We start from the raw sequence: 22,176 nt of genomic DNA, 5'->3' as shown, positions 1-22,176 counted from the left end.
GAGCTACGGGCGGGGAGACCGCCCTAGCTCAGTGGTCGTCCAGCGGGGAGCGGCGAGCTATCACCCTGGTATCTCTCCCCTGCGTTGTGTGAGAGTTCACGACGTTCTACCTCTGCCAAAATGGCTCGCTCCACGAAGTCTGACCAGCTTTTATCGCCTTCGATGTGGCTCGTCGCCCGGTACGTTGCCCGGGCCCGATCACGTGTGGCTGCTGACAGATAGGTGGTCATCCGCGCAGTCGTGTCGACCACAACGGTTGCCGACTTCTTGGCTGGTGTGCGCGAGGGCTTTGCAGCGGGAGAGGCAGCGGTTTTGGGCAGCTCACTGGTTTCCGGTTTTGGTTCAGGGCGATTTCGGGCCTGGAGCCGGCTCAGGTCATGAGCCCCGGCGCGGGGCGTGAGGCCGCCGATCTGTCGGTTGGGGGTTTCGTCGCTCATGCGAGGGCCTCCTGGTTCTCTGCTGCCGTAATCCTGGCCACGACTTCTTGGGTGATTGCCTGCAGGTCGTCAGCGACCGACGATGCTGTGCGTGGTGCAAATGTTTGTGCCTGCGCGTCACCCCGCCGGATCTCGTACCACTTCGGCCCCTTGCGGACTTGTGCGTCGAGTTCGTGCACCAGAAGACCCCGTTCTCGGGTGGCCTGGGCGGTAGCTTCGCTGTGGCGAACCGTGGCAGTGAAGACGACGTTGTTGTCGGCGTTGAAGAGCTCTGCGATGTGTTCGCGTGCTTCGCGCTGGACGACGTGGGCAGAGGTCCCGACGTCTACCAGGACCACGCCGAGGAGGTCGAGGGTGGGGTTCACTCCGAGGACCGCGTCGAGTCGCGCTGCAACGGCACCAAGTCCTTTGCGGCTTGATTTATCACTTTTGACGGGGACGAGTGCCCATCGCGCGGCCGCAACGGCCGCTGTCTGGAGCGTTTCATCGCCTGGCGGGCAGTCGATGAGGATCATGTCGTAGTCGCCTGCAATGGGCTCCAGCAGATGAGCGACGGCTAGCTTGGCCCCATCGGGGTCCTTGTTCGCTTTGGCAGCGAGACCGGCCGTGGCCTGGTCGAGGGCCGGACCTCCAGCGAATACGTCAAGGTTTGGTCGAACTTCGCGAATGGGGGCCGCTCCCCCACCGAACATGAGTGCCTGAGCCAGTGCGCGGCCGGTGTCGTCCCGGTCGTCGTCCGTGTATCCGAGATCCTCGGCCAGGTTGCCCTGGGGGTCGAGATCTACCAGGAGTACGCGGTAGCCGTTGTTAGCGAGCATGCCGCCGATGTTGGCGGTGAGTGTGGTCTTGAGGACGCCACCCTTGCCGTTGATGACGGCGATGACCCGTTCCAACGCGGTGCGATTGAGTGCCGGAGGCATACGTTCTCGTTTCTCTTGTCGTCATTAGTGACATTACAGCTAATGCTGTCATTAATGGCATAAGCAGCATTGCTGCTTATGCTGTCTTTGCTGCTTTCACTGTCCTTACAAGTATTAATTGTATTAGCTCTATTACCTACAATGCCAGCATTACTGACAATAGCAGCATTACAAGCAATGACAGCGGACAGTCCAGCTATCCCGAGCCTTGCGGCGTGCTTCGGGCGGTGAGTACAGGCGCTTCGGCGTCGCTCTACGCTGCGGAGGCTCACGCTCGTAACCGCGCCCGGTGGGGGAGTGTGAGGGGGACACCCCTCACCGGCCGGCCCGCCCGGGGCCAGCCGGTGCTTGCGGCTAGATGTTGCGGAGCATGCTCACCACGGTGGGGAACGGGGACAGGCTCTCCACGAGGGCGTCGACGGTCCCGGCGTCGGGCTTCTGCGCGAAAGACTCCTGGATCCGCGCGAGCTGTGCGTCGGTGAGGCCGACGGTCTCACCGTCTCCGGTGACGCTGACGGCGATGGCTGTGCCGAAGATGACGGTGGGGCGGCCGAGGCGGTGGGCGAGCACGGTCGCGGGCAGGTTCAGGGTTGACCCGTTGATGAGTCCTTCATCATCGACGAAGAGGTCGATGTCGTCCTCCAGGCCGACGACGTCGAACATCCGGCAGCCGATGGCGGCGATGATGTCCGCCCCGATGCTGGCCTCGTTCACGTCCAGGGTGGTGATGGTTTCGGTCGGGTTGATCTTGACGCTGCGGATGCTGGTGGTCATGGGGTTCTCTCTCCAAGGTTGGTGAGGTGCGCGGGGTCCCGAGCTCTCTCGTGGGCAGTGGTTGTGTTGTCGTCCACCGTTTTTCTGCCCTTGGTGGCAAGAGAAATCGATTGAGAGCGGGAGTGCCGGAGTGCCCGCAGTCTCGTGCGAAATAAGGGAGCCTGCGACCGCGTGCGCGAGTGCGGGTGACGCAGGCACGGAGCGAACTACGATGATTGGCCACCAAGGGAAGAAATGTTTTGAAAGAGTCAGGCCGGCGCAGCCGGCTCCGTGTGGGTCCGGCCTTCAGGCCGGATTCACCTGGTGGGGGAGTGTGAGGGGGCACCGTCCCCCTCACGGCGGCCGGCCCCTGGGCGGGCCGGCCTACGCGGCAGTTATTCGGGCCGCTGGTGCTGCTGGATCTCCGCATACGGGGCGGTATCGGTCCACGTGTACCCGGTGCTGACGCTGAAGGTTTTGGGGTTGGCGCGGACGACTTCGCGCCACTGGCCGCGGATCTTCACCCGGTCACCCTTCTGGACGGTGCTGCGGTCGTAGCCGGTGGCCGTGCCGCTCTCGATCTGGGCGGCGCGCACGGCTTCCCAATAGGCGATCTGGTCGTGCTTCTCGGCGAGGTTGGGTGCGAGCTGGTCTGCTCGGGCCTGCTTCTGGGCGTCGGTTGCATCGATGTAGCCGCGTTCGTCGTCGTAGCGCGGGGCGATGACGCGTCGTTCTAACTTGCGCAGCTCAGCCCCCAGAGTGTCGATGCGGTTGGCCACCGTGACGGGCCGGTAGCGGGCGTCGGCGGTGTGGGTGGCCGAGTCGGCACGCGCCTGGGCGTGGGCGGCGTCGGCGCTGGCTTCAACTGATTTACGCATGGCGCTATCCGCCTTGGCGATCGCATTGCGGTGGCGGCCTTCGGAGTGGTGGCCAATCTTGATCGGTTCTCCTCCTTCGGGCAGGCGGTCAAGCGCGCTCCGGGCGCGGGTCCACGCGTCATCGCTTGCGGTGGCCTTGCGGTCGGCTTTGGCGGCCAGGGCGTCGACCCGGTCGGCCTGACGTCCGATCTTTCCGGCCTCGACCTCGGCGGTCGTGCGTCGCTCGTGGTCGATGTCGGTTTCGACCTCGAATCCGGCCGCTTCCAAGGCCTCCTGGGTGCGGGTGATGGTGTGGAGCTTGGGGAGGCGGTCGCGGGACTGGGGGACGAACCAGGCGCTAATGCTGCGCCCCCAACGCCAACCAACGGTCTTGAGGACGTCGGCGGTTCCGTCGCCTTTACTGGTGCCGTCGATCATGGTTCCGGCGGCGTGGCTGTGGGTGATGATGAGCATGATTTCTGTTTCCTCAATTAGGCGAAGCTGTCGGCGTAGCGGGTCGCGGTGCAGGTTTCTCCGGGCTGGGTATCTACGGCACCTTCCGAACGGCACCCGCTGCAGGCGCACCCGTCCGCGTAGCGCTCCCTCGGGTAGGTGTTCTCGTACCGGTAGTCGGACTCAGCCATGGGATCTCTTCTCTTCGTGAACAACTGTTTTTTTGGCCTGTCTGGCAAGAGAAATCGATAGCGACCGGGAGTGCCGAAGTGCCCGCAGTGCCGGGCGAAATAAGCCCGCAGGGCGCGTCCGGCACTGCGGGTAACGCAGGCACGCAAGGGAGCTACGATGATTGGCCAGATAGGACAAAAATGCCCGGCAATCAGCGCCGCACAGCGGCTCCATATCGCTTGTGACGGCTTCGCCGTCGCAGTATCAGAGTGATATCACTGTGATATTCCGCTGCGGGGGAGTGCGAGGGGGATTCCTCCCCCTCGCCGGCCAGCTCGGGAGCTGGCCGGCTGCCCGGTCTAGAGTGCGGCGACTTCCTCAGCGTTCGTGACGAGCTGTGCACCGAATTCGCGGATCAGGCGGTGGCATCCGGCACTGGTCGGGGACGTGACCGGGCCGGGAACGGCGCCCACGGGGCGGGCGATTGTGCAGGCGTGGGTTGCGATGTTCAACGATCCCGATCGGTAGCCAGCTTCTGTGACGACGGTTGCGCGGGCGGCGGCCGCGATCAACCGGTTTCGCATCAGGAACCGGTACCGGGTGGGGCTCTGCCCGAAGCTGATTTCGGAAGCTACCGCGCCCGTCTCAGCAATCCGGGTGAGCAGAGCGTCGTGACCGGTGGGGTAGTACCGGTCGAGTCCGCCTGCCAGGTACGCGACGGTGCGCCCGCCGCTAGCCAGCGCTGCCCGGTGAGCCATTCCGTCTACCCCGTAGGCTGCACCGGAAATGATCACGTGGCCTCGGCTGACCAGGCCCGCGGTGATCTCCATGGTGACGTGTTCGCCGTAACCGGAGGAGGCTCGAGCCCCGACGACGGCTGTGTTCAGGGGGTCGGCCAGGATCTCGGTGGTACCTCGGACCCAGAGCGCGTAGGGGGCGGCGGTGCCGAGGTCGTTGAAACCTGCGGGCCAGTGCGGGTGGTCGGGGGTGATGAGTTCTGCCGACCCGGTGTCTGCGGCCGCGAAAGCTGCGGCAATGTTGCCCTCGGTGGCGCGGGGCCGGGTGCGGGCGCGGAGTGTGGCCAGGTCGAGTCCTGCCGCGTCGCCGGTGCCGTGCAGGAGAACGTTCAGGGCTTCTTCCGCGCCGAGTGCGGCGATGAGGGTGCCGGTGTCCCTGTCTCCGGGCTCGCTGATGATGGTCCAGATTCCGCGCGCAGCTGCGTCGGTCGTGAATCGCTGGATGGTGGGAACGTGGGTGCTGATGCTGGCGAGCGTGTTCATGGGTTCTCTCTCCCTCGTGGACAACTGTTTTTTTTGGCCTGTCTGGCAAGAGAAATCGATAGCGACCGGGAGTGCCGAAGTGCCCGCAGTGCCGGGCGAAATAAGCCCGCAGGGCGCGTCCGGCACTGCAGGTGACGCAGGCACGGAAGGGAGCTACGATGAACCGCCAGAAAGGACAAAAAGCCCGGCAATCAGTGCCGCAAAGCGGTTCCATATCGCTTCTGACGGCTTGGCCGTCGTGCTTTCAGAGTGATACCACTCTGATATCTCCGTGCCGCGCAGCGGCTCCCCTGGGGGATAGGTACGGCGGCTGCACCGCTGTTCCGTCACGGCCCGAAGGGACGAGTGCCTGATTGTTTCCGGCTCCGGCTTCCGTGCCGGAATCTGGGAACAGCAAGGCCCGGCGTGACAGTGGGGGACCGTCACGCCGGGTCTTGAGGCGAGGTTAGCCCTGTGTGACCGTGGCGGCGTTGGCCTCGGCTGCCTTGATGGCTGCCTTCTCGGCGACTGTGTCGATCACGATCTGCTCGACCTCGCTGAAGTTGTAGCCCCATCCGGCCAACTGCTCGTGCGTGACCCAAAGACCGGAACAGCCCCGCCGAATAGGGTCCATTGCGCACCGGGTCCCGCGGGTACAGCATCAAGACTGCTACGTCCAAGACCCAATTGAGGAGGGAAAAAGAGATGACCATTGAGAAAGACGTTGAACAGATGTTGAGCGAAAAAACCAAGTTCATATTCTCCGATGTGGAAAAGCGGGATCAATTCCAGAAGCTCGTCGCAGACCTCAAAGAAGCCACCAAGAATGTTTCTGCCCCCGAGGGAGGCCCCATCCTAGAGATAGAAAAGGCCGGCAAGAAAGAAGGACCTAGTCTCCTCCCAGAGTTCTTCCTAGTCATCGTCGGAGTCACCTGGCTGGTCACGATGATCCAACACCTCTATTCCTCGATCACTTCCCCGGGAGGCACAGTCATCGACTCGAGTCAGGGTGGCAAACCTGTCATTACACACGACCCAAACCTGACCGATGGCGCCGTCGCTATCATCGCAAAGGACGGCACGGTCGAATACAAGGCCGAAGGATCACCCTTCAGCGTCCTGATGGAAATCTTCAAAGCAGTACTGATAGCTCTGGTATCAGGAAAGGCCGACACTGTGAAGGCGCTGGGAGATACGGTCAAAGATGCCGTCAGTAAGGCTGGAGGAGACCCAGGGACGGCTGTCAACGTCATTCCAAACGATGTCGGCTGACTCACTCAGTCGGAGTGGACGAACGGGTCGCAGCTGCCAGACGACGGGGCCGCGGTCACCCCTACTCAGACAGCGAATGTGAAGTATTTCCCCACAAAAGGCCTACTCGCGTTAACGTGCCCCGGTGAGGGCCTCCGTGACTGGTGAAGATGTTAGATACCTCCAATCAATCCGGAGGCCCTCCCTCACAACGAGGCGCGGCACATCGCCGCTACCCTGACCGAGAGCAGCCCAGCGGTTGGTGCCGGCTACGCCGCCTCACCTAGGTACTGCCACCGATTCTCCGGATTGAGCAACCCCGCACCCACCAGCTCGAGCGCGGAGCGGTGATCGGCGAGGTTGGTGCTGGCTCGCGGATACCGCGGCCAGACCCGTTCCCCTGGTGCGCTCGCCTCAAACAATGGCCGGCTCGAAACATGTGGGCGCCGCGGCCGGGACCGGGGCGTTGACATCATTGTGGTCAGTTCGGCTTGCCACCACGCCCACACCTCCCGCTCGATCCGATACCGCTCCGCCCGAGCCAGCAGGGTTCCCAGAACGTTCAGCTGCAGGGCTGCCTGGTTCCGGAGATCTTGCTTCGACCTGGCCCACCCATCCCGGTGAACGACCAGGAGCTTGTGACGCCGGAGGCGGCTGAGGATCGTGGCTGTGTGCCGGGCAGTGACGCCCAAGAGGCGAGATGCAGAGTCAATAGTGAGGTACGGGTGCTGGCGCAGCAGGGCGTAGAGCTTGCCGGCGAGGTGTCCGAGACCCCGTCGGGTGAAGAGGTCGTGGCGTTGGTCGGTGAGTTGTTCCTCGAGCAGGACGACGAGATGGGTGCGGGTGTTAAAGAGCTCAGCTGCAGAACGACCCGGCGACGACGGGATTTCGTTCGGGGGGCGGGGGTTATCTAATGGTTGTGACCGGACTGTTCGGGGACCTGTGGATAACGTGGGGGCTAGGCGCCATTCGGCGGCGTTGCCGTCGTCGCTCGCACTGACCCGTTCGACGTATCCGGCCGCAGCGAGGGCGGTGAGGGCGACGGCTGCGGTGGTGCGGCCGAGGCCTCCCATCGGGCCCAGGTCCCGGATTGCGGCGGCGACGGTACGTTTGCCGGTCTGCAGGGTGAGGTAGGCCAGGGCGCGGAGAATGGTCTGCTGATTCGAGGACGCTTCGGTCCGGCCCCACCGGCCCGGGCTGACCCGGAACCGGGTGAGGAGGGCCTCGACGTCGGTCACGATGGCGTCCAGCTCCGACAGGTCCTGCGGCTCCCGGACCGCTGGCAGTGGGCGCTGGAGGGCTGCGTACTGCTGGGCTTTGTCCCACTGGCGGCCCAACCGGGCCCGGGCCTCGGCTGCGGCCCGGGGGCGGCGGTCGCCGCGGCCGGTGTTCTTCGTCCGGAAGTGCTCCAGCCCCGGGGCCGTCTTGATGGCGTGCTCGACGTCGACGAGCTGCCAGCCGGCGTTCGCGGCCGAGAGCAGGCACATGAACCCGGTCCAGCTCGGGTTACTGCCGCCATCGATAGTGGCCATATGGGCGGTACCGGCCGCGCTGAGTCGCCGGTGCGCCTGGTGGCGTGTGGCGATGGGGCCCGACGGGGCGCTGTCTTCCGCGCGGAGGGACGGCTTCCGCGCCTCGAGCACCGCGGCCAGGGCGGCCAGGTCCGCGGTCGTGGTCGACGGGACGATCAGGGTGTTCAGGTTGCCGCGGAGGACCGTGGAATGGCTGCCATCGCGGTGCGGGGACAGGGGCGGCCGTGCGGCGCCGGTGACAGCGTTGAGGAGCATGCCGTGGTCCAAGCGGCGGAAGTTCGCTCGCGCTGCACTCGCGACGGGGGCGACGGCGAGTTTCGGGGCGCCGCCCTGGAGGGCGAGCCAGATGTGCCGGCCACCCGTCCCCGACGACTGGCACACGACATGCTCGATTGAGAGGGCATCGAGGGTGCGGGAGAGAACGTCGCACTCATCGCCGGCTTCCTCCATCAGCTCAGCGTCAACGCCGTGCTTGTCCTTACCGTCGAAGTCGAAGCAGAGGACCCGGAACAAGCCGGTGTCATCGGCCAGGTTTATCGCCCACGGCGTTGTGGGTTCGGCCGGCCCAACCCGGTGAATTAGGGGGTAACTGTTCTCGTCCACTCGCCCGTACGCGTCCCGTTTCATCACGCGCACCTGATCGCGCGGACTCATCCGGCGCGTCAAAGCCCAGGCTGTCCACGCTTCAGTGGGAACGCCAGACACGCCGGACACAATTCCGGGTGCATTCTGGGGTACGTGCGCTATGCTCTGGGACATAGAGAAACCTCCCGTGAGGGCTGTTGATCTGGATTAGCTCGAACCTCGTGCCGGGAAGCAGAAGTGGTTTGAGCTACGAAACTTGCAGTGGCCCGTCGCGAAAGCGACGGGCTCTTTCGTTTAAGCGGCTGGGATCGGCAACTCCTCGAGTTGAGGCCGACCGAGGTCGAGAACTGGCAAGTGGCCCGCCGGCTCCGAGAGCGCACGAAGCAGGGTCTGCATGTAGAGCGCCTTAGCTGCCCCACTTGCTGCCGCTGCCTCGGTCACGAGAGCGAAAATTTCCGGGTCAACACGCACCTGCAAGAGAACGGTCGGCGCGTTGTCCTGCCGTCGTCTGCGTCCTGGTTCCATTGCCATGGGCCAACAGTGGCAGAAGGCAGCTCTATGAATGCATACGCCGCGCGGTGTGTCGGATTATTTTCCGAACAGGTATTCGCCGTATCCAGACAGTGCTGACTGCAACGCGTCAGTGTCGAGAACATAGATGACTCGTCGACCTTGGCGCTGCTCGCCCGCGTCGGCGGTGACGGTGCCGGTTGACTCGAGCTCTTGGAGGTGCCGGAGGACCGTTTGGTAAGTCGTGTTGAGTTCTCTCTGGATCGCACCCGATGTCATCCCTTCTGAGTTGAGGGCGAGCAATCGGATGATCGCCCCTCGCAGGGGATTCGCTCCAAACATCACTGTCGCCCTCTCGGCCGAAAGCGGCAGAGGTTCTTCAGGGGATGCATAGCGGGGCATTCCCTCATTCTGCCGCAGCTGAACAATTCGCGACTCTACCCTAACACTTAATGTTAGTGTCGGATTGGAGGTGTAGCCATCAATCCGACCAGCCATACTCAGCCACCGAACAGGCGAGAGCGCTCAGCCCAGGACGAACTCGAGGACCTGCCCGAAGTCGCGGGTCACGAGGTCTCGCCGCGCGGTGAACTTCGTTCCCTGGGGCCGGCGCACGACCCCATCGGGGGCATCGTCCTCGATATAGCCCATACCTCGGAGATCGATCAGGGCCGCATGCACTGCGGGCCGACTCATGGTGTCGCCGATGACGTCGAACAACTCGGCGTAGCTGAGTGGCTTCCGGAGCAGGGCGCGGAGTACCAGGACGCGGGAGGGCGCGGAAAACAGCTCCTGGAACAACGCCACCCGTTCAGGGGCATGTCTCATCAAATTGTCGTCGCGGGCCATGCGCTCAATTCTGGCGTGAATCACCCCTCACGCAGGCGCGCCACGATCGGAATCAAGTTAATGCAAATGCATCTATTTACCTTTGCGAACTGTAATGGTCCGCTGATGTCAGTGGTCGGCGTTAGGTTCGAAGCTCCATGCGATCCGCCCATTCGATCCATATTCCCGGCGTTTTAGGCGTTTATGACCACAAGCTCAGAGGGAACACGCCCCCCCGTTCAGGTGAGGCCATGAGAAAAAAGACGAGAGACTAGTTAAGGCCTCGGGGGTTCCCTAATTCCCGATGCCAGTTAGTGGAAATTCGAGAGGACATACCGCCCATGAGTGACACCGGTCACACCGCCCCCAGCGAGGTCTTTGGAGAGGCTGACCGCGCCGGGGACTACATCGAGGAAGACACCATCCACACGATCCCCACGACCCCACAACGCGCGGCCACGAGCACCGCATCTGCTCTCGGCACCGTCCTCGATGAACCAACCCAGGCGCCAGTCCCGGGGAAGGCTCCTGCCGTGAAGGAGGCCCCGTCGGTGCCTCCCGTGACGCCCACCGACCTGGCCAGCACCTCTGTCCTCTTTGGTGGCTCAGCCGCTGGCCTGGCTTCCGCGTCGAGCACTCCAACCAAGGCCACCACGGGGTTCCGTGGCGCTCTGGCCAGCCTGGGACTCCCGGTCGGCCCGGGCGCCGCCGAGCTAGGGGAGCGACGCCGCACGGAGCTGCGGACCGCTCATGAGACCACTGTGCGGCAGGCGACCTGGACGCGTGCGGTCTCGGTCCTGGTGAACAACCCCAAGGGCGGAACAGGCAAGACTCCCACCGCCCTGCTCCTTGGGGGAGTGCTGGCCGCGATCCGCGGCGGATCGGTCGCGATCCTCGAAGTCTCCGACGACCCCGGCGCCCTGAACTTCCGCGCCGAGGGCAACCCCCTCCTCGGCCTCGGCGAACTGGTCCGCGACGTCGACCACGTCCAAACCGCCGGCCGCCTCGCCGGATACACCGCCCCGCAAACATCCTTCGCATCCGTGATCGGATCAACCGGCCGCCGCGACCGCCTCAGCGGAGAATCCGTCGTCGCCGTCTCCAACGTCATCGACGACTTCTACTCCATCCGCGTCATGGACTCCGGCAACGTCCCCACCTCCTCCGCATTCCGCGGCGCCGTGTCCGTCTCCGACGTCCTCGTGATCCCCGTGATGAACGCCGGCGACTCCGTCCTCGAAGCCATCCAACTCCTCGAAGAGCTCCGGGCAGAGGGCGGGCCCTCCGCGGAGCTTGCCAACCGGGCCATCGCCATCCGCCTCACCGACGGCCGCCCCGAGAACAACGCCGTCCGCCAAGAGGTCGAGCGGCTCCTGAGCCAGGCCGGCGTGTCGGCCCTGCACGAGATCCCGTACGACTCCCACATTGCCGAACGCGGACAACTCACCCTGAGCCGCCTCAACCCTGCAACCCGGGACGCGTTCGTGGCAGCCGCCGCCAGCGTGGTCCGGTCCCTGCAAACCGCGGTCTCCGCCGCACCCACACAGAACCGGAAGGCCTAACGCCCATGCACGACCTCCTGCTCCACGCGGCAATCGAGAACCCCCTCGACGGGATCCTGCCCGACTTCTCCTTCGGCGGCGCCGAATTCACCGCCCTCTGGCAAAAACTCATCGCCGCCCTCTGGGCGATCGGCATCCTCGTTGCCATCGGATTCCTAATCTTCGGAATCGTCGCTATGGCCGGAGCCTCCGGCGACACCAATCCCAACCCCCAAGCCCACGCCCAAGGACGCCGCAAAGCAGTCTGGGCCGGCATCTCCCTCGCCGCCCTCGCCGGCCTCGCCATCATCGTCGGCGCCGTCCTTTCCTTCGCCGGCTAACCCACACCACCAACGCGCACCCCAAGGAGTCCCACCATGCGAATGGTCACAGCATCCGGCCGTAGCCGCTGGCCCATCGTCATCGGGGCCGCCGTCCTCGTCGTCGTCATCAGCGGCGGCATCGCCTACACCGCCACCCGCCCCACCCCCACACCGAACGCCGCACCCAGCACCGCGACGGCCACCCCCACACCGACCCCAACAGGCAGCACAGGCACCGCGGGTATCGGGGACGACGTCGCACCCACCGGCTGCCTCGGCGGACAAAACCGCAACGTCAACATGGTCCTAGCAGCACAGGCAGACGCCAAACACACGACCTACGGGGCCGTGGAAACGGCAACGGCGTTCTACCGATTCATCTGGCAGTACCCCTATCCCTCCGTCGCCGATGCGAACACAATCACCAACGAGGTCATGACGGCGAACACGCCGGCTTCGTATGCAGACCTCTCTGGCACATACGCCTCGACGGACGACCTCACGACTGGCGACGTCGAGCCCGGAACACCATTCCATCTGTCGACCACGAATGGTCTGTGGCTGGTGGCGCAGGACTCCACGGCAGACCGGGTAACGGTGAACATCGCCGCCGGCTACGTCGTGAACGGAGAGCTCAGCCCGACCAAGGTGACGGCGCAAGCCTTCGTCATGGTCTGGGACGACGATGCGTGGCACGTCGAAAAGGGTGAACAGCCTGACGCTGAGAAGCTCAGCGCCGGCGGCAACCGCTACACCGGAGGCTGCTAGTGGCCGCAGGCGAAGGATGCGCCAACATCGCTGTCTGCGCCTGGGACGGCGCGACGGGTGGCATCAAGGACGCGGTCGGCGGTGTCAACAACGCCGTGAACACGGCTGCGGGAGTGGCGGACTTCTGGTCTGACCCGGCCGGGAACTCCTTCAAGCTGTTGCAGGGAGCGGCCAAGGGTCTCTCCGATACCGTGTTGCCGGCGTTGACGCAGGCGACGCTTCCGGACTTGACGGCGGATTGGTTCATTCAGGCGTACCAGGTGTCGTTTGCCCTGGCGATCTTCGTGTTCGTAGCCCTGTTAATCCCGCAGATCGTCCGTACCGCGCGCGGCCACCAGTCCGGCCGTGAGCTGGGGGAGTCCCTCACCCTCTACGGGCCCGCATTCATCCTCGGGGCCATGTTCGGTCCCGCGCTCGGCGCATTTCTGGTGAAGTTCTTCGACGCCCTGTCTGACTCCTTGATCGCGTGGGGCGTTACCAGCAACTCCGAAACGATCGTGGCGAAGTTCTCCACGATGCTCTCCGAAGAAGACGGGTCCGGCCTTGCCGGCGGCGCCGTCCTCGGCGTGATTCTGATGTTCTTCATGATCCTGGGGCTGCTCGTCGTGCTCCTGATGCTGATCGTTCAACTCATCACTCTGTATTTCTCCGGCGTCCTCTTCCCCCTCGGGTTCGTGTGGATCGTTGACCCCCAGAAGCGGAAGTTCGGGTCGAAGATCGCCTACCTCTGGTTTGGGGTTCTGGCGTCCCACCCGCTGCTGTTCTTCTTACTGGCGATCGCGTACAGCATGATGAGCGCCCAGGTCGATGCGTTCTCCGACACCCCCAGCCTCGCCAAAACGGTGACCCTGGTCGTGTCGATCCTGGCGTTGTTCATGGCCGGCCTCGCCCCCGTCGCCCTGACGAAGTTCGCACCCGTCATCCCCACCGGCGGCGGCGGAACAGCACCTGTCGGACCGAACATCGGATCCCAGTCGATGCAGCAAGCCGACGCCAAATACAGCAACAACGGCCCCGAAAGCTCCGGCGGCGGAAGCTCACCGTCCACGGGCAGCTCAAGCAGAAGCAGCAGCAGTTCCGGCGGCGCTTCGGCGGCCGGTGAGGGTGAGGCGGCGACGTCGTCGATCTCTGAGGCCGCGTCCGTGGGCACCGCTGGCGGGGCCACCGCCGGTGCCGGCGCCGCGGCTGCAGGCGGCGGCGCGGTCGCTGCGGAGAGCGGCATGGCCGCGGCCGGTGTAGCGGAGTCCGCGACCGGTGCGGGGGCTGCGATCGGGGTTCCCACGATGATTGCCGCCGGGGCGATGGCCGGGTTTGAGGCGACGAAGAAGGTCACCGATTCGGTGACCGACGCGGCCGTGTCACCGGTCGAGGACCAAGACGAACATTATGGAAAGGACTCCGTCTAGTGAGTGATACCCGGGAGTCTCATATCCGTTACCTCGGCGGTGAGTCCGGCCACCGCGGCTTCTTCGGTGGCACCGCCTCCAAAACCCGGATGATCCTCCTCACCGTGTTCATCGCCGGAGGCATGGCCGGCATGGTCTCAGGTCTCGGCCTGCCCGCCCTGATCGTGGCCGTGGCCGGGGTGGGCATCACGATGCTGACCACCGCGCGCACCCACCGCGGCACCGTCCTCGAGCGGCGCCGGAAGCGCGCCCGCGCCCGGGCCCGGAAGCGCCTCGGCACGGACGAATTCGTGCCCTACGAAGTCGGTGCGTGGGACCAGCTCCAAGAAGCCATCCTCCGCGGCACCAAAACCGAGAAGCAGGCCGCGGAACGCGCGGCGGTGAAGATGCGGGCGAACCCGGACGGCGCCGACGGCATGGGCTGGCTCCAGTACGCGTCGAACATGCCCGGCATCGCCTGGCACGCCCCGATCGGTGAGCAACCGTACCTGTCCGTCGCGTTCTCCGTGTCCGGGCAGCTGCGCGGGATGGAAACCGCCGCCGCCCTCACCCGGGCGGCGAACGCGTGGGGCAAGTTTCTGGCCCGCCGCGCCGCACCCTCCTCGCTGATCCGGAACGTGCAAACCCTGACCCGGGTTCTGCCTCCCGACTCGGCCCGGCAGCAGCAGTGGGTGAAGACCCGCCTGGAACCGGTGCAGGAAACCTGGACGGCGGAGCAGCGGGCATCGTTTGAGGCGCAGAAGCTCTCCTACGACGAAGTGATCCGGAAATCCAGTGCCAACGCGATGGTGCAACGCCACTACGTGGTCGTGTCCTGGCCCCTCACCCAGCAGTTCACTGACGCCGCCGCGAAATACGGGCCGGGCCGGGACGCGTGGCGTGCCCTGATGGCGGGGCAGATTCAGGCCACCGAACAGGGTTTGAACGAGGCCCGGATGGGCGACGTCCAGGCCCTGACTGCGAAGCAGACCACGGCGTTGATGTTGCACCAGCAGAACCCGCACCTGCCCATCGACCTCACCCGGAACGTTGACCCGCTCCTGTCCGGGATCGCGTCCCGGGACGAGTTCTCCGCGCACATCGTTGACGGCGTCGACCCCACCTCCCTCGTCATGACCGAGGCCGGGCCGGTGTCGCCGCCGGTGACGTGGTGGCACCGCACCGCGGCCATCCACGGGGAGAACCTCGCCGTCGCCGGCCGCAGCCCCCTCTGGTGTCTCGACCTCCTCATCGGGCGGGAACTGACCTTTGTCCGGTCGGTGTCCTTCCACCTGCACCTGGTTCCGGCGGGGCAGGCGAAAGCGAAAGCGCGCGCCGACGTCGTCCGCGACCTCGCCGGGGTCCTCGCCGACCAGCAGAAGGGCCGCCTCATCTCCGACGACAGCACCACACGCATGTCCGCCGCGCAGCGCCGCTCCGCGGACCTCGCCGCCGGATCCCACCACCACGGCGTCGACTGGATCGGGTTCGTCACCATCTCCGCCCCCACCCGGGCAGACCTCGGCCACGCCTCCCGGCAGCTCGAGGAAGCGTGCGCGACCGGCCTCGGCATCGAACACCTCGACTGGCAAGACTCCTTCCAATCCGCCGCCTCCGGCACCACCTGGCCCCTCGGCCGGGGACTCCGCCCCGCAGGCGCAACCCTGGCAACCCGGGCCCTCAACCGCCTCGCCGGCCGCACCGACAAGGAAGCCATCTCATGACCCACCCCACCACCCCCGACGCTGCGGCCGGCACCGGGCCCGGCAAACGCACCGCTACAAAGAAGCCCTGGTACGGGACAGTTCCCGGCCTGAAAATCTTCCTCACCCCAGTGTCCACGTCGCCCGTGCTCACGGGTGAAGAGGATGCCACTGGGCCTGCCGCTGCCGTTTCTGACGCGCCTGTGTCGTCGCGGCGGCCGGTGGATGTGCCGCCGTTCGAGCGGCCCGGGTCCGTTTTGCGGGCGTCTTCGGGTGCGGCGGCGCGCGGCTGGTATGCGCCCCGCCTGGCCGGGGCCCCGTCCACGACCAGGCAGGCCGAGATCCTGAACACGGGCATCATTGGTGCGCCGACCGGGATTGACGGGGTCGTCAACGGCACCGACACGCTCTCGTCGACGATGATCAGTCACGACGCCCCCACCGCGTACAACGCGACCCCCAGGAAACTGACCTCACCCAACGTCCTCATCATCGGCACCGTCGGGTCCGGGAAGTCCTCATTCACCAAAACGGTCATGGTCATGCGGCCCCTGCTGCTGAAGAACCACCGGGCGGTGGTGTTCGACAAGAAGGACGAGGGCGGCGAAGGCGAATACGCCGGCGTCACCCGACGCATGGGCACCGAACCCCTCCGCTTCGACCCCGACGGGTCCGGCACCCGCTTCAATCTGATGGACCCCCTCATCGCCCGCGGCACCGGCCTTCAAGGCCAGATGCTGCTGATCAACGCTGTCGCCCGCATCGCCCGGGGCGACACCCCCGCCACGGAGTGGGAAGAGAAAGCCACCCGGTACGCCCTGCAGCTGCTGTTTGAGAAGTTCCAGGACACCCGCCGGGCCGCGACCACCACAGACCTGATGCCGTTCCTCGGGTTGGTGCCGACGGATCAGGGGTTGTCGGGGGAAGCGTCGGAGCGGTTCCACCAGGCGGGCCTGTCGATCAGGTTCGGCCTGCAGAACCTCCTCGAAACCTACGCCGGCGTCTTCGACGGCGAAACCAGCCGCCGAGTCGACCTCTCCCACAAACTCACCACCTTCGACATTTCCCAGCTCCCCGACTCCGGCCCCGCGATCCCGACCGTGATGGCGATCGGGAACATGTGGCTGATGGGGCGCCTGCGTGAAGAGCGCGGGTTCGTGACGAACGTGATCTACGAAGAGGGCTGGCACATGATCGGCGGCCCCTCCGCCCAACTGGTGAAATCCAACCAGAAACTCTCCCGCTCCCTCGGCATCTCCAACGTCTTCGTCATGCACAAAGGCACCGACATCCCCCCAGACAGCCCCGGCTACACCGTCGTCCAAGAAGCCCAAACCGTGTACGCCTTCCGCCAAGACCGCCCCGAAGACGCCCGCTGGGCGCAAGAAACCTTCAACTTCGCCCCCGACACCGCCGCCACCCTCATGGGCTTGAATCCGGGGCACTGCGTGTTCAAGTACGGGTCCAACCCGGAAACCCACATCCGCCACATCCGCTCGGACTGGGAAGTGGAAGTCACCAACACCGACTCCGCCATGGCCGCCGGCAACGCCACCACCTAAAGCCGTGCAGAAAGGCATACTCGGCACCGGGCTGGTGCTCCTGCTCGTGGTCCTCTTCACCGGGCTGCTCCTCGTCACCGGCGGCGGCCCCGGCACCGGGGCCTGCGCCGCGGTCGCGGCGAACCCGCAGGGCGCCGCCGAACGCACACCGGTCGCCGGGTACCAGGGCGACCAGCTCGTCAACGCCGCCCTGATCATGAACGCCGGCGCCACCGCCGGCGTCAACGTGCACGGGCAAACCATCGCCGTCATGACCGCCATGGGCGAATCCGCGCTCCGCAACCTCACCTACGGCGACACCGTTGGGCCCGACTCTCGCGGCCTGTTCCAGCAACGCGACACCTGGGGCACCCTCGCCGAACGCATGAACCCCACCCAAGCCGCCGGGTTCTTCTTCCAACGCCTCGTCCGCGTGCCGAACTGGGAGACGCTGGCGCCCACGGCGGCGGCGCACGCAGTGCAGATCAACGCCGACCCGAACCACTACACGACCTACTACGCCCAGGCGCAAGAGGTCGTGACTGCGCTCACCACCGGGGATGCAGCGTGTGCGGCCGGGGTTGGCAGTGACGCTCGGGTGTTGGCGGCGGCGCTGGTGGTCAAGATCGACGCGGGAGCGATCACGGGTTTGTCGCCGGATCACCTGCGCGAGATCCGGTGGATCGCCGACGGCGAGACCGGCCCGAATTGCGGCATCGACACCCGCATTCTGCAAGTCATCACCATGGCGACGAACATGTTCGACGCGGTCGGGATCTCCGACATCAACCGGGCCTGCACCGGCCAGGTACTTGGCTCGGGCCTCTCGTCTCCGCACTCCGCGAATGGCGGCGGCCACGCCGTCGATTTCTACTCCTTCGACCGGATGCCCACCACCGGCGCCGACGCGAACGCCCTGAAGCTCCTGAAGGCGCTCAGCCCGGTGATGCCGGCCGGGTCCGGCGCCGGCCAGAACCAGTGCCGCGCCAACTCCGGGGTGACCTTGGATCTGTCGATGAAGCAATTCCGGGACGACTGCAACCACGTCCACATCGCCGTCGACCCGAACAGCACCGACCCCATGAAACTCAGCAATTGATGCCCGAATCCCGGGCGCACTGCGCCACCCCGACAACCAGACAGGCACCCGTTTTCTCGGGGGCAAGGAGTACCAGATGATTGACTGGAAAGCCCGCATCATGACCGGCCTCCTCGCCCTCCTCGCCGCCCTGGCATTGCTCGTGGCCGTGCATGTCGGCGCGATGATCACCCCCACCGGCACGACGTATCCGTGGAACCCCGCAGCTCTCGCGGGGGACTTCCTCTTCCGGGACGCACCGTGGCCACCCGCAGCAACCTGGACGAGCGTGATGGCCCTGGTCCTGGCCGTGGCCTTGTTCGCGTTCATCCTGGCCAAGCAGGCCCAGTGGGCGTCGACCAAGCGCAACAACGTGGCACTCCGGCATATGGCCACGCCCCGCCAGTCCGCCGTGCTGCGGGAAAAGCTGCGGGCGAAGGAAGCTGCGCAGCTGCACCCGGCCGCGATGAATCTGCCGGCGGGGGAGCGGGTCGGCCGCCTCGTCGGGAGGGGGAACCGGTGGGTGTATCAGGGGTGGCGGGACCTGGGCGTGTATGTGTTCGGCACCGGCCGCGGCAAGACCTCCGCGCTCGTGATCCGGCACATGCTCGAAGCCCCCGGCGCCGCCATCATGACCTCCAACAAAGTCGACGGCGTCCGCGAAACCCTCGCCGGCCGCGCCCACCACGGCCAGGCGTTCATCTTCGACCCCAACCGCATCTACCGCCTGGACCCGCAGCCTGACTTCGTGTTCAACCCGCTCGACTACATCCGCAGCGCCGCGGACGCCCGGGAACTCGCTGCCATCTTCGAGGCCTCGACCCGGAAGGCCTCCGACCGGGGCGGAGATTCCCAGTTCGATACGGCCGGGCGGGACATGCTCGCGTACTTCTTCTACGCCGCCGCCCTCGAGCAGGAACCCCTCTCTCAGGTGTTCGCGTGGATCGCCCGCGCCGAGGGGTACGACGTGCAGCAGATCCTCGCCCGCCACGGAAAAACCGGGCCCTCGTCCACGATCGAGGGCATCCTGAGCTGGCCGGACAAAACCAAGGGCAGCGTCTACGCCACCGCGCAGCGCATGGCGTCCGCCCTCGCCGACGACGACCTCCTCGCCTGGACCGACCGTGCCGGGGTTCGCCGCTTCGACCCGGCCGCGTTCATCACCAGCACCGACACCCTCGTGCTCCTTTCCAAAGATGGTGAAGGATCCGGTGGCGCCATCCTCACCGCCCTCATCCGTGCCATCTGCAAAATCGCCGAAACCGCTGCGCAGCGAAACGGCGGCCGCCTCCCGGTGCCGCTGGTGATGGAGCTCGACGAGTGCGCGAACATCGTCCGCTGGCCCGAACTGCCCTCCGTGTATTCGTTCTACGGGTCGATGGGCATCATCCTCAACTCCTATTTCCAGTCCCGCGCCCAAGCGATCGACGCGTTCGGGAAAGATGGCTGGCAGACCCTCTGGGACGCCGCCGCGACCCGGGTCTTTGGCGGTGGGTCCGGTGACGACGACTTCCTCCGCTCCTTGGCGGCCCTCATCGGCGAACACGACGAAATCACCTACGGCAGCTCCACAGGCAAAGACGGCCACCAATCTACCTCCACCAACACCCGCAAGGTCAACACCCTCGACATTGCCGCCCTCGGTTCCCTCCCCGAATGGCGCGCCATCGTCTTCAGCTCCAAATGCCGACCCGTCATGGTCAACACCGTTCCCTGGTTCCGCGACAAAACCCTTATCCACGCCATCAATCACCCCCCGACCAGGACACTGCACACCACGCCGACACCGGTCCCGGTCCCGGTCCCGGTCCCGGTCCCGGACGACACCATTGCAGCGGAGGTGGCAACCCATGGCTGACTACGACGACCGCGACTCAACCAACATTGAAGAGGACACGGCCGACGTCCGACAGATGTTCCTCGACTGGCTCACCGGTCACCTGGCCACCGTCGAGGTCGTCGGCACCAAACCAACACCGTGGTGCACCCAATGGTGGCTGCATCCGGAGGTCGTCGCCCGGTTCAAGGCACTCTGGCAAGCCAGCATGCAATCTGATGCCAGTGTCATGGACGGTGATGCCGGCGCTGTGTCGTCGTGGTGGATCAACCACTGGGACCGCCACGCGGCAGTGATCTTCGACAAAGGAAATGGGCCGTTTCGCGACTGTGATCCTGACCAGGGTCATCTCTACCGTCGCAACGACACCACCGCCAGGATCGTGCCTGCGTCGATGCCACCCGACGACGTTGAGCTCTAGCTGAACCGCTCAGAGGAAGAGGCCCGCGTGGACACTCTTGTCACTTCAACAACGCCAGCAGCTAGAAACCGACCCCCAACAGAAATTAATCATTAATCGACGAATTCTCAGTGTGTAATTGAACGGTCCCGAGAGGGATCCGAATCAACGCTCCGCCTTCACGGAACGCTCCGAAAGTGTCAGGGCGAAGAAGACCCAGGGCATGGCGGTCGGTGGCTCACCCGTTAGTCCCCTAAGACGGGTCAGGGACAGCGTCTGTACGACCCCCGCGTGTGAACCTGAAGAACATCCAGACCGAGACCGCGAGTGCGGCATAGACGAGATAGATCCCTGCCCATGCGCTGACCGAGATGGTGATTTCATCCCACGAGGCCGGCAGCGGTACCAGCACGAAGCTATACACAGCGGCACCCAGCGCATAGACAACCGCCCATACGATTCGGTTCCAGCGCCAGAGGCTGGCTCCGTCCAGGAAAGCGAACGGGAGGAGCGCGATGGGAAGAGATGACAGGGCTGCGATGCAGAGGGTGGAAAAGAATTCGCCGATAGCGACGTTGCCGAATTGGCTGGCCTGGTACACCAGAAAGGCCGATTGCGGATCGATGCGCTCCCACGTGATGAGGCTCGAGATCGGGTGAACGCAGAGGAACCTATAGCCAGCGAATGCGGCCAATCCGAGCGCGGCAGCCCATAGGGCGCCCGCGATCGTGGCAAACGCGGTACGAACGTCGCCTGCATGCTTCAGCCCGTAGTCGAGCGCCAGGACTGAGCCGAAGACGAGCGCAGGATTTACCCCCGTGCCCCGCCCGAAGAGCACGGTGATCAGAATAATAAGAAGATATACAGGTCGCGCCGATATCCGCGCACGGTAGCCCTCTCGTCCGCGGAACCCGACGATTCGTTTCACGCTGGCCCCACCGTAGTTCAGTACCAAGAACACTGCGACGAAGGTAAGGAGGAGGCGCAGCGACATCCAATTCACGCCGTAATTTGGATCCGCGAAGCCCGCAATAACGGCGCTGAGAACGATGATCGCCAAGGCCCCGATACCGTGTACTTGGCCGAGTGACTTCGGCCACTTTCGGTGCACGTTCGGCGGAAGTGCAACAGCGTTTGTTGCTGCGAAGTCGTTCGACCCAGCTTCGACGGACTTCTCTTCCTGGACGGTTTCTGGCTGGCTGCGCTGAGTGGAGATCTCGGTGTCGGTCATCAGGCGTCACTCTCGGAATTTTTATCGCGTGTCGCAGCGGCGACTCTCGGTGCGGGGCGCCGGCGGCCAGGAAGAAACTTCCTCAGGAAGTCACCAATCCGTGACTCATTGCTTTCAAAGGTTGATTCAAGGAGGGCGCTGGGGAGCGCAATCAGAATCGCGAAGATGAGCGTCAAAGCGATCGTGATCAGGACCGGACCCACGCTAGGCAGGTTCGCCGCGGACTCGCGTGTACCGTCTCCCGCTGTCAATGGCAGGTCACTGAAGACCGATGCATCGTAGGCCGAGCCTTTGTCAAGAGACGGGCCAGGAAGAACCGACCCCGTTGACGCGGAGTACCCAACCGCAACCGTCATTTCGTCGACCGTGAACTCGGGTGGGCAGCCATACCCGCTCCAGGATCCGCTGTCCGGCCACGTTACGGAGCACGCCTGGTCATCGGGATAGGACACTCCTACGACGAACAAGTCGTGGGTCCCGGGACCCATCTGCTCTGCCGAGATATTGACTATCGCTTGATTTGGAGTGCCAGTCGCACTCGATTGGGTTTGAGTCCACTGCCACTCGGACTGTTTATGGCACAGTTTGAAGGCCGCCAGTGTGGTTGCATCACTCGTTGCCCATTGATATCGAGTGTCAGCTCCGGGCGTCAGTTGGGTGGTTGGTGATGCCGCGAAGTCTGCATAAGAAGTGAACTTCTCCAAATAGGCGCGCCCCTCTCTGTCAACCTTGGACAAGGCACCGGGATCGTCCCGAATAGTGTTGTAGAGGGCGGGGAAGGAGTTCCCCTTGACGAACGCAGTGATGACAGGG

Annotated in this window: 22 protein-coding genes; 10 read left to right on the top strand and 12 right to left on the bottom strand. The window is 65.0% G+C overall.

Annotated features, from left to right (window positions below; translation table 11 throughout):
• Positions 1-23 precede the first annotated feature (23 nt).
• From E3T42_RS06925 to E3T42_RS16700, 7 genes are all read right to left on the bottom strand, one after another.
• On the bottom strand, positions 24-437 hold the full coding sequence (locus E3T42_RS06925) for a hypothetical protein (RefSeq protein WP_134402715.1): 414 nt from the start codon (positions 435-437) through the stop codon (positions 24-26).
• Positions 434-1,357 (bottom strand): ParA family protein, encoded by a 924-nt coding sequence (locus E3T42_RS06920; RefSeq protein WP_104170602.1) that lies wholly within the window; start codon positions 1,355-1,357, stop codon positions 434-436. Before E3T42_RS06920 ends, E3T42_RS06925 begins: the two co-directional genes overlap by 4 nt.
• A gap of 354 nt (positions 1,358-1,711) precedes the next feature.
• On the bottom strand, positions 1,712-2,131 hold the full coding sequence (locus E3T42_RS06915; RefSeq protein WP_134402714.1) for a DUF3846 domain-containing protein: 420 nt from the start codon (positions 2,129-2,131) through the stop codon (positions 1,712-1,714).
• 374 nt (positions 2,132-2,505) lie between these two features.
• Positions 2,506-3,441 carry a DUF3560 domain-containing protein gene (locus tag E3T42_RS06910; protein ID WP_134402713.1) on the bottom strand — a complete coding sequence of 312 codons (936 nt, stop codon included), beginning with the start codon at positions 3,439-3,441 and terminating at the stop codon, positions 2,506-2,508.
• Between the two features lie 17 nt (positions 3,442-3,458).
• Positions 3,459-3,611, bottom strand: a complete 153-nt coding sequence (locus E3T42_RS16705; protein ID WP_166805314.1) for a hypothetical protein — start codon at positions 3,609-3,611, stop codon at positions 3,459-3,461.
• 339 nt (positions 3,612-3,950) lie between these two features.
• A complete protein-coding gene (gene dprA, locus E3T42_RS06905; RefSeq protein WP_134402712.1) occupies positions 3,951-4,871 on the bottom strand; it encodes a DNA-processing protein DprA in 921 nt (306 codons plus the stop codon).
• A 445-nt stretch (positions 4,872-5,316) separates the two neighbouring features.
• On the bottom strand, positions 5,317-5,484 hold the full coding sequence (locus tag E3T42_RS16700; RefSeq protein ID WP_166805313.1) for a hypothetical protein: 168 nt from the start codon (positions 5,482-5,484) through the stop codon (positions 5,317-5,319).
• 71 nt (positions 5,485-5,555) lie between these two features.
• Here E3T42_RS16700 and E3T42_RS06900 point away from each other — a divergent pair, with 71 nt between their 5' ends.
• Positions 5,556-6,122 (top strand): hypothetical protein, encoded by a 567-nt coding sequence (locus tag E3T42_RS06900; protein WP_134368310.1) that lies wholly within the window; start codon positions 5,556-5,558, stop codon positions 6,120-6,122.
• 248 nt (positions 6,123-6,370) lie between these two features.
• Here E3T42_RS06900 and E3T42_RS06895 read toward each other — a convergent pair whose 3' ends face one another.
• The 3 genes from E3T42_RS06895 to E3T42_RS06885 form a co-directional block, all read right to left on the bottom strand.
• Positions 6,371-8,287: a hypothetical protein gene (locus tag E3T42_RS06895; RefSeq protein ID WP_241975898.1), complete on the bottom strand. Its 1,917-nt coding sequence runs from the start codon at positions 8,285-8,287 to the stop codon at positions 6,371-6,373.
• Between the two features lie 519 nt (positions 8,288-8,806).
• Positions 8,807-9,130 carry a helix-turn-helix transcriptional regulator gene (locus tag E3T42_RS06890; protein ID WP_166805312.1) on the bottom strand — a complete coding sequence of 108 codons (324 nt, stop codon included), beginning with the start codon at positions 9,128-9,130 and terminating at the stop codon, positions 8,807-8,809.
• Positions 9,131-9,253: 123 nt separating this feature from the next.
• Positions 9,254-9,577 carry a hypothetical protein gene (locus E3T42_RS06885; RefSeq protein ID WP_134368308.1) on the bottom strand — a complete coding sequence of 108 codons (324 nt, stop codon included), beginning with the start codon at positions 9,575-9,577 and terminating at the stop codon, positions 9,254-9,256.
• Between the two features lie 320 nt (positions 9,578-9,897).
• Between E3T42_RS06885 and E3T42_RS06880 the strand changes: the two genes are divergently transcribed.
• The 9 genes from E3T42_RS06880 to E3T42_RS06840 all read left to right on the top strand — a co-directional run bounded on the left by E3T42_RS06880 (position 9,898) and on the right by E3T42_RS06840 (position 20,153).
• Positions 9,898-11,118, top strand: coding sequence for a ParA family protein (locus E3T42_RS06880; protein WP_134402711.1), 1,221 nt, complete (start codon positions 9,898-9,900; stop codon positions 11,116-11,118).
• 5 nt (positions 11,119-11,123) lie between these two features.
• Positions 11,124-11,438: a hypothetical protein gene (locus tag E3T42_RS06875; protein ID WP_241975897.1), complete on the top strand. Its 315-nt coding sequence runs from the start codon at positions 11,124-11,126 to the stop codon at positions 11,436-11,438.
• A 36-nt stretch (positions 11,439-11,474) separates the two neighbouring features.
• A complete protein-coding gene (locus E3T42_RS06870) occupies positions 11,475-12,188 on the top strand; it encodes a hypothetical protein (RefSeq protein ID WP_134368306.1) in 714 nt (237 codons plus the stop codon).
• Complete coding sequence (locus E3T42_RS06865) at positions 12,188-13,594, top strand: hypothetical protein (protein WP_134402710.1); 1,407 nt, start codon at positions 12,188-12,190, stop codon at positions 13,592-13,594. The genes E3T42_RS06870 and E3T42_RS06865 overlap by 1 nt, the downstream gene beginning before the upstream one ends.
• Positions 13,594-15,297 (top strand): hypothetical protein, encoded by a 1,704-nt coding sequence (locus tag E3T42_RS06860; protein ID WP_134402709.1) that lies wholly within the window; start codon positions 13,594-13,596, stop codon positions 15,295-15,297. Before E3T42_RS06865 ends, E3T42_RS06860 begins: the two co-directional genes overlap by 1 nt.
• A complete protein-coding gene (locus E3T42_RS06855; protein WP_134402708.1) occupies positions 15,294-16,838 on the top strand; it encodes an ATP/GTP-binding protein in 1,545 nt (514 codons plus the stop codon). The genes E3T42_RS06860 and E3T42_RS06855 overlap by 4 nt, the downstream gene beginning before the upstream one ends.
• A gap of 4 nt (positions 16,839-16,842) precedes the next feature.
• Complete coding sequence (locus E3T42_RS06850) at positions 16,843-17,916, top strand: hypothetical protein (protein ID WP_134402707.1); 1,074 nt, start codon at positions 16,843-16,845, stop codon at positions 17,914-17,916.
• A 76-nt stretch (positions 17,917-17,992) separates the two neighbouring features.
• Positions 17,993-19,753, top strand: coding sequence for a type IV secretory system conjugative DNA transfer family protein (locus E3T42_RS06845; RefSeq protein WP_134402706.1), 1,761 nt, complete (start codon positions 17,993-17,995; stop codon positions 19,751-19,753).
• Positions 19,746-20,153, top strand: coding sequence for a DUF4913 domain-containing protein (locus E3T42_RS06840; RefSeq protein WP_134402705.1), 408 nt, complete (start codon positions 19,746-19,748; stop codon positions 20,151-20,153). The genes E3T42_RS06845 and E3T42_RS06840 overlap by 8 nt, the downstream gene beginning before the upstream one ends.
• Positions 20,154-20,385: 232 nt before the next feature.
• Here the strand turns inward: E3T42_RS06840 and E3T42_RS06835 are convergent, their stop codons facing one another.
• Positions 20,386-21,363, bottom strand: a complete 978-nt coding sequence (locus tag E3T42_RS06835) for a hypothetical protein (protein WP_134402704.1) — start codon at positions 21,361-21,363, stop codon at positions 20,386-20,388.
• Positions 21,363-22,176, bottom strand: an 814-nt coding sequence (locus tag E3T42_RS17040; protein ID WP_206750367.1) for a hypothetical protein, incomplete at its 5' end; no start/stop codon positions are given. The genes E3T42_RS06835 and E3T42_RS17040, both read right to left, overlap by 1 nt.

Origin of the sequence: Cryobacterium sp. TMT4-10 (genome assembly GCF_004403275.1) — a bacterium.
Classification (GTDB): Bacteria; Actinomycetota; Actinomycetes; order Actinomycetales; family Microbacteriaceae; genus Cryobacterium; species Cryobacterium shii.
The sequence above is the reverse complement of the archived record's forward strand: the minus strand, read 5'-3'. Positions and strand labels throughout refer to the sequence as shown.

Excerpts from the sequence above, each read along its gene's own strand:
- E3T42_RS06925 (WP_134402715.1), bottom strand. The coding sequence starts at position 437 with ATGAGCGACGAAACCCCCAACCGACAGATCGGCGGCCTCACGCCCCGC.
- E3T42_RS06920 (WP_104170602.1), bottom strand. The coding sequence starts at position 1,357 with ATGCCTCCGGCACTCAATCGCACCGCGTTGGAACGGGTCATCGCCGTC.
- E3T42_RS06915 (WP_134402714.1), bottom strand. The coding sequence starts at position 2,131 with ATGACCACCAGCATCCGCAGCGTCAAGATCAACCCGACCGAAACCATC.
- E3T42_RS06910 (WP_134402713.1), bottom strand. The coding sequence starts at position 3,441 with ATGCTCATCATCACCCACAGCCACGCCGCCGGAACCATGATCGACGGC.
- E3T42_RS16705 (WP_166805314.1), bottom strand. The coding sequence starts at position 3,611 with ATGGCTGAGTCCGACTACCGGTACGAGAACACCTACCCGAGGGAGCGC.
- dprA (WP_134402712.1), bottom strand. The coding sequence starts at position 4,871 with ATGAACACGCTCGCCAGCATCAGCACCCACGTTCCCACCATCCAGCGA.
- E3T42_RS16700 (WP_166805313.1), bottom strand. The coding sequence starts at position 5,484 with ATGGACCCTATTCGGCGGGGCTGTTCCGGTCTTTGGGTCACGCACGAG.
- E3T42_RS06900 (WP_134368310.1), top strand. The coding sequence starts at position 5,556 with ATGACCATTGAGAAAGACGTTGAACAGATGTTGAGCGAAAAAACCAAG.
- E3T42_RS06895 (WP_241975898.1), bottom strand. The coding sequence starts at position 8,287 with ATGAGTCCGCGCGATCAGGTGCGCGTGATGAAACGGGACGCGTACGGG.
- E3T42_RS06890 (WP_166805312.1), bottom strand. The coding sequence starts at position 9,130 with ATGCCCCGCTATGCATCCCCTGAAGAACCTCTGCCGCTTTCGGCCGAG.
- E3T42_RS06885 (WP_134368308.1), bottom strand. The coding sequence starts at position 9,577 with ATGGCCCGCGACGACAATTTGATGAGACATGCCCCTGAACGGGTGGCG.
- E3T42_RS06880 (WP_134402711.1), top strand. The coding sequence starts at position 9,898 with ATGAGTGACACCGGTCACACCGCCCCCAGCGAGGTCTTTGGAGAGGCT.
- E3T42_RS06875 (WP_241975897.1), top strand. The coding sequence starts at position 11,124 with ATGCACGACCTCCTGCTCCACGCGGCAATCGAGAACCCCCTCGACGGG.
- E3T42_RS06870 (WP_134368306.1), top strand. The coding sequence starts at position 11,475 with ATGCGAATGGTCACAGCATCCGGCCGTAGCCGCTGGCCCATCGTCATC.
- E3T42_RS06855 (WP_134402708.1), top strand. The coding sequence starts at position 15,294 with ATGACCCACCCCACCACCCCCGACGCTGCGGCCGGCACCGGGCCCGGC.
- E3T42_RS06845 (WP_134402706.1), top strand. The coding sequence starts at position 17,993 with ATGATTGACTGGAAAGCCCGCATCATGACCGGCCTCCTCGCCCTCCTC.
- E3T42_RS06840 (WP_134402705.1), top strand. The coding sequence starts at position 19,746 with ATGGCTGACTACGACGACCGCGACTCAACCAACATTGAAGAGGACACG.
- E3T42_RS06835 (WP_134402704.1), bottom strand. The coding sequence starts at position 21,363 with ATGACCGACACCGAGATCTCCACTCAGCGCAGCCAGCCAGAAACCGTC.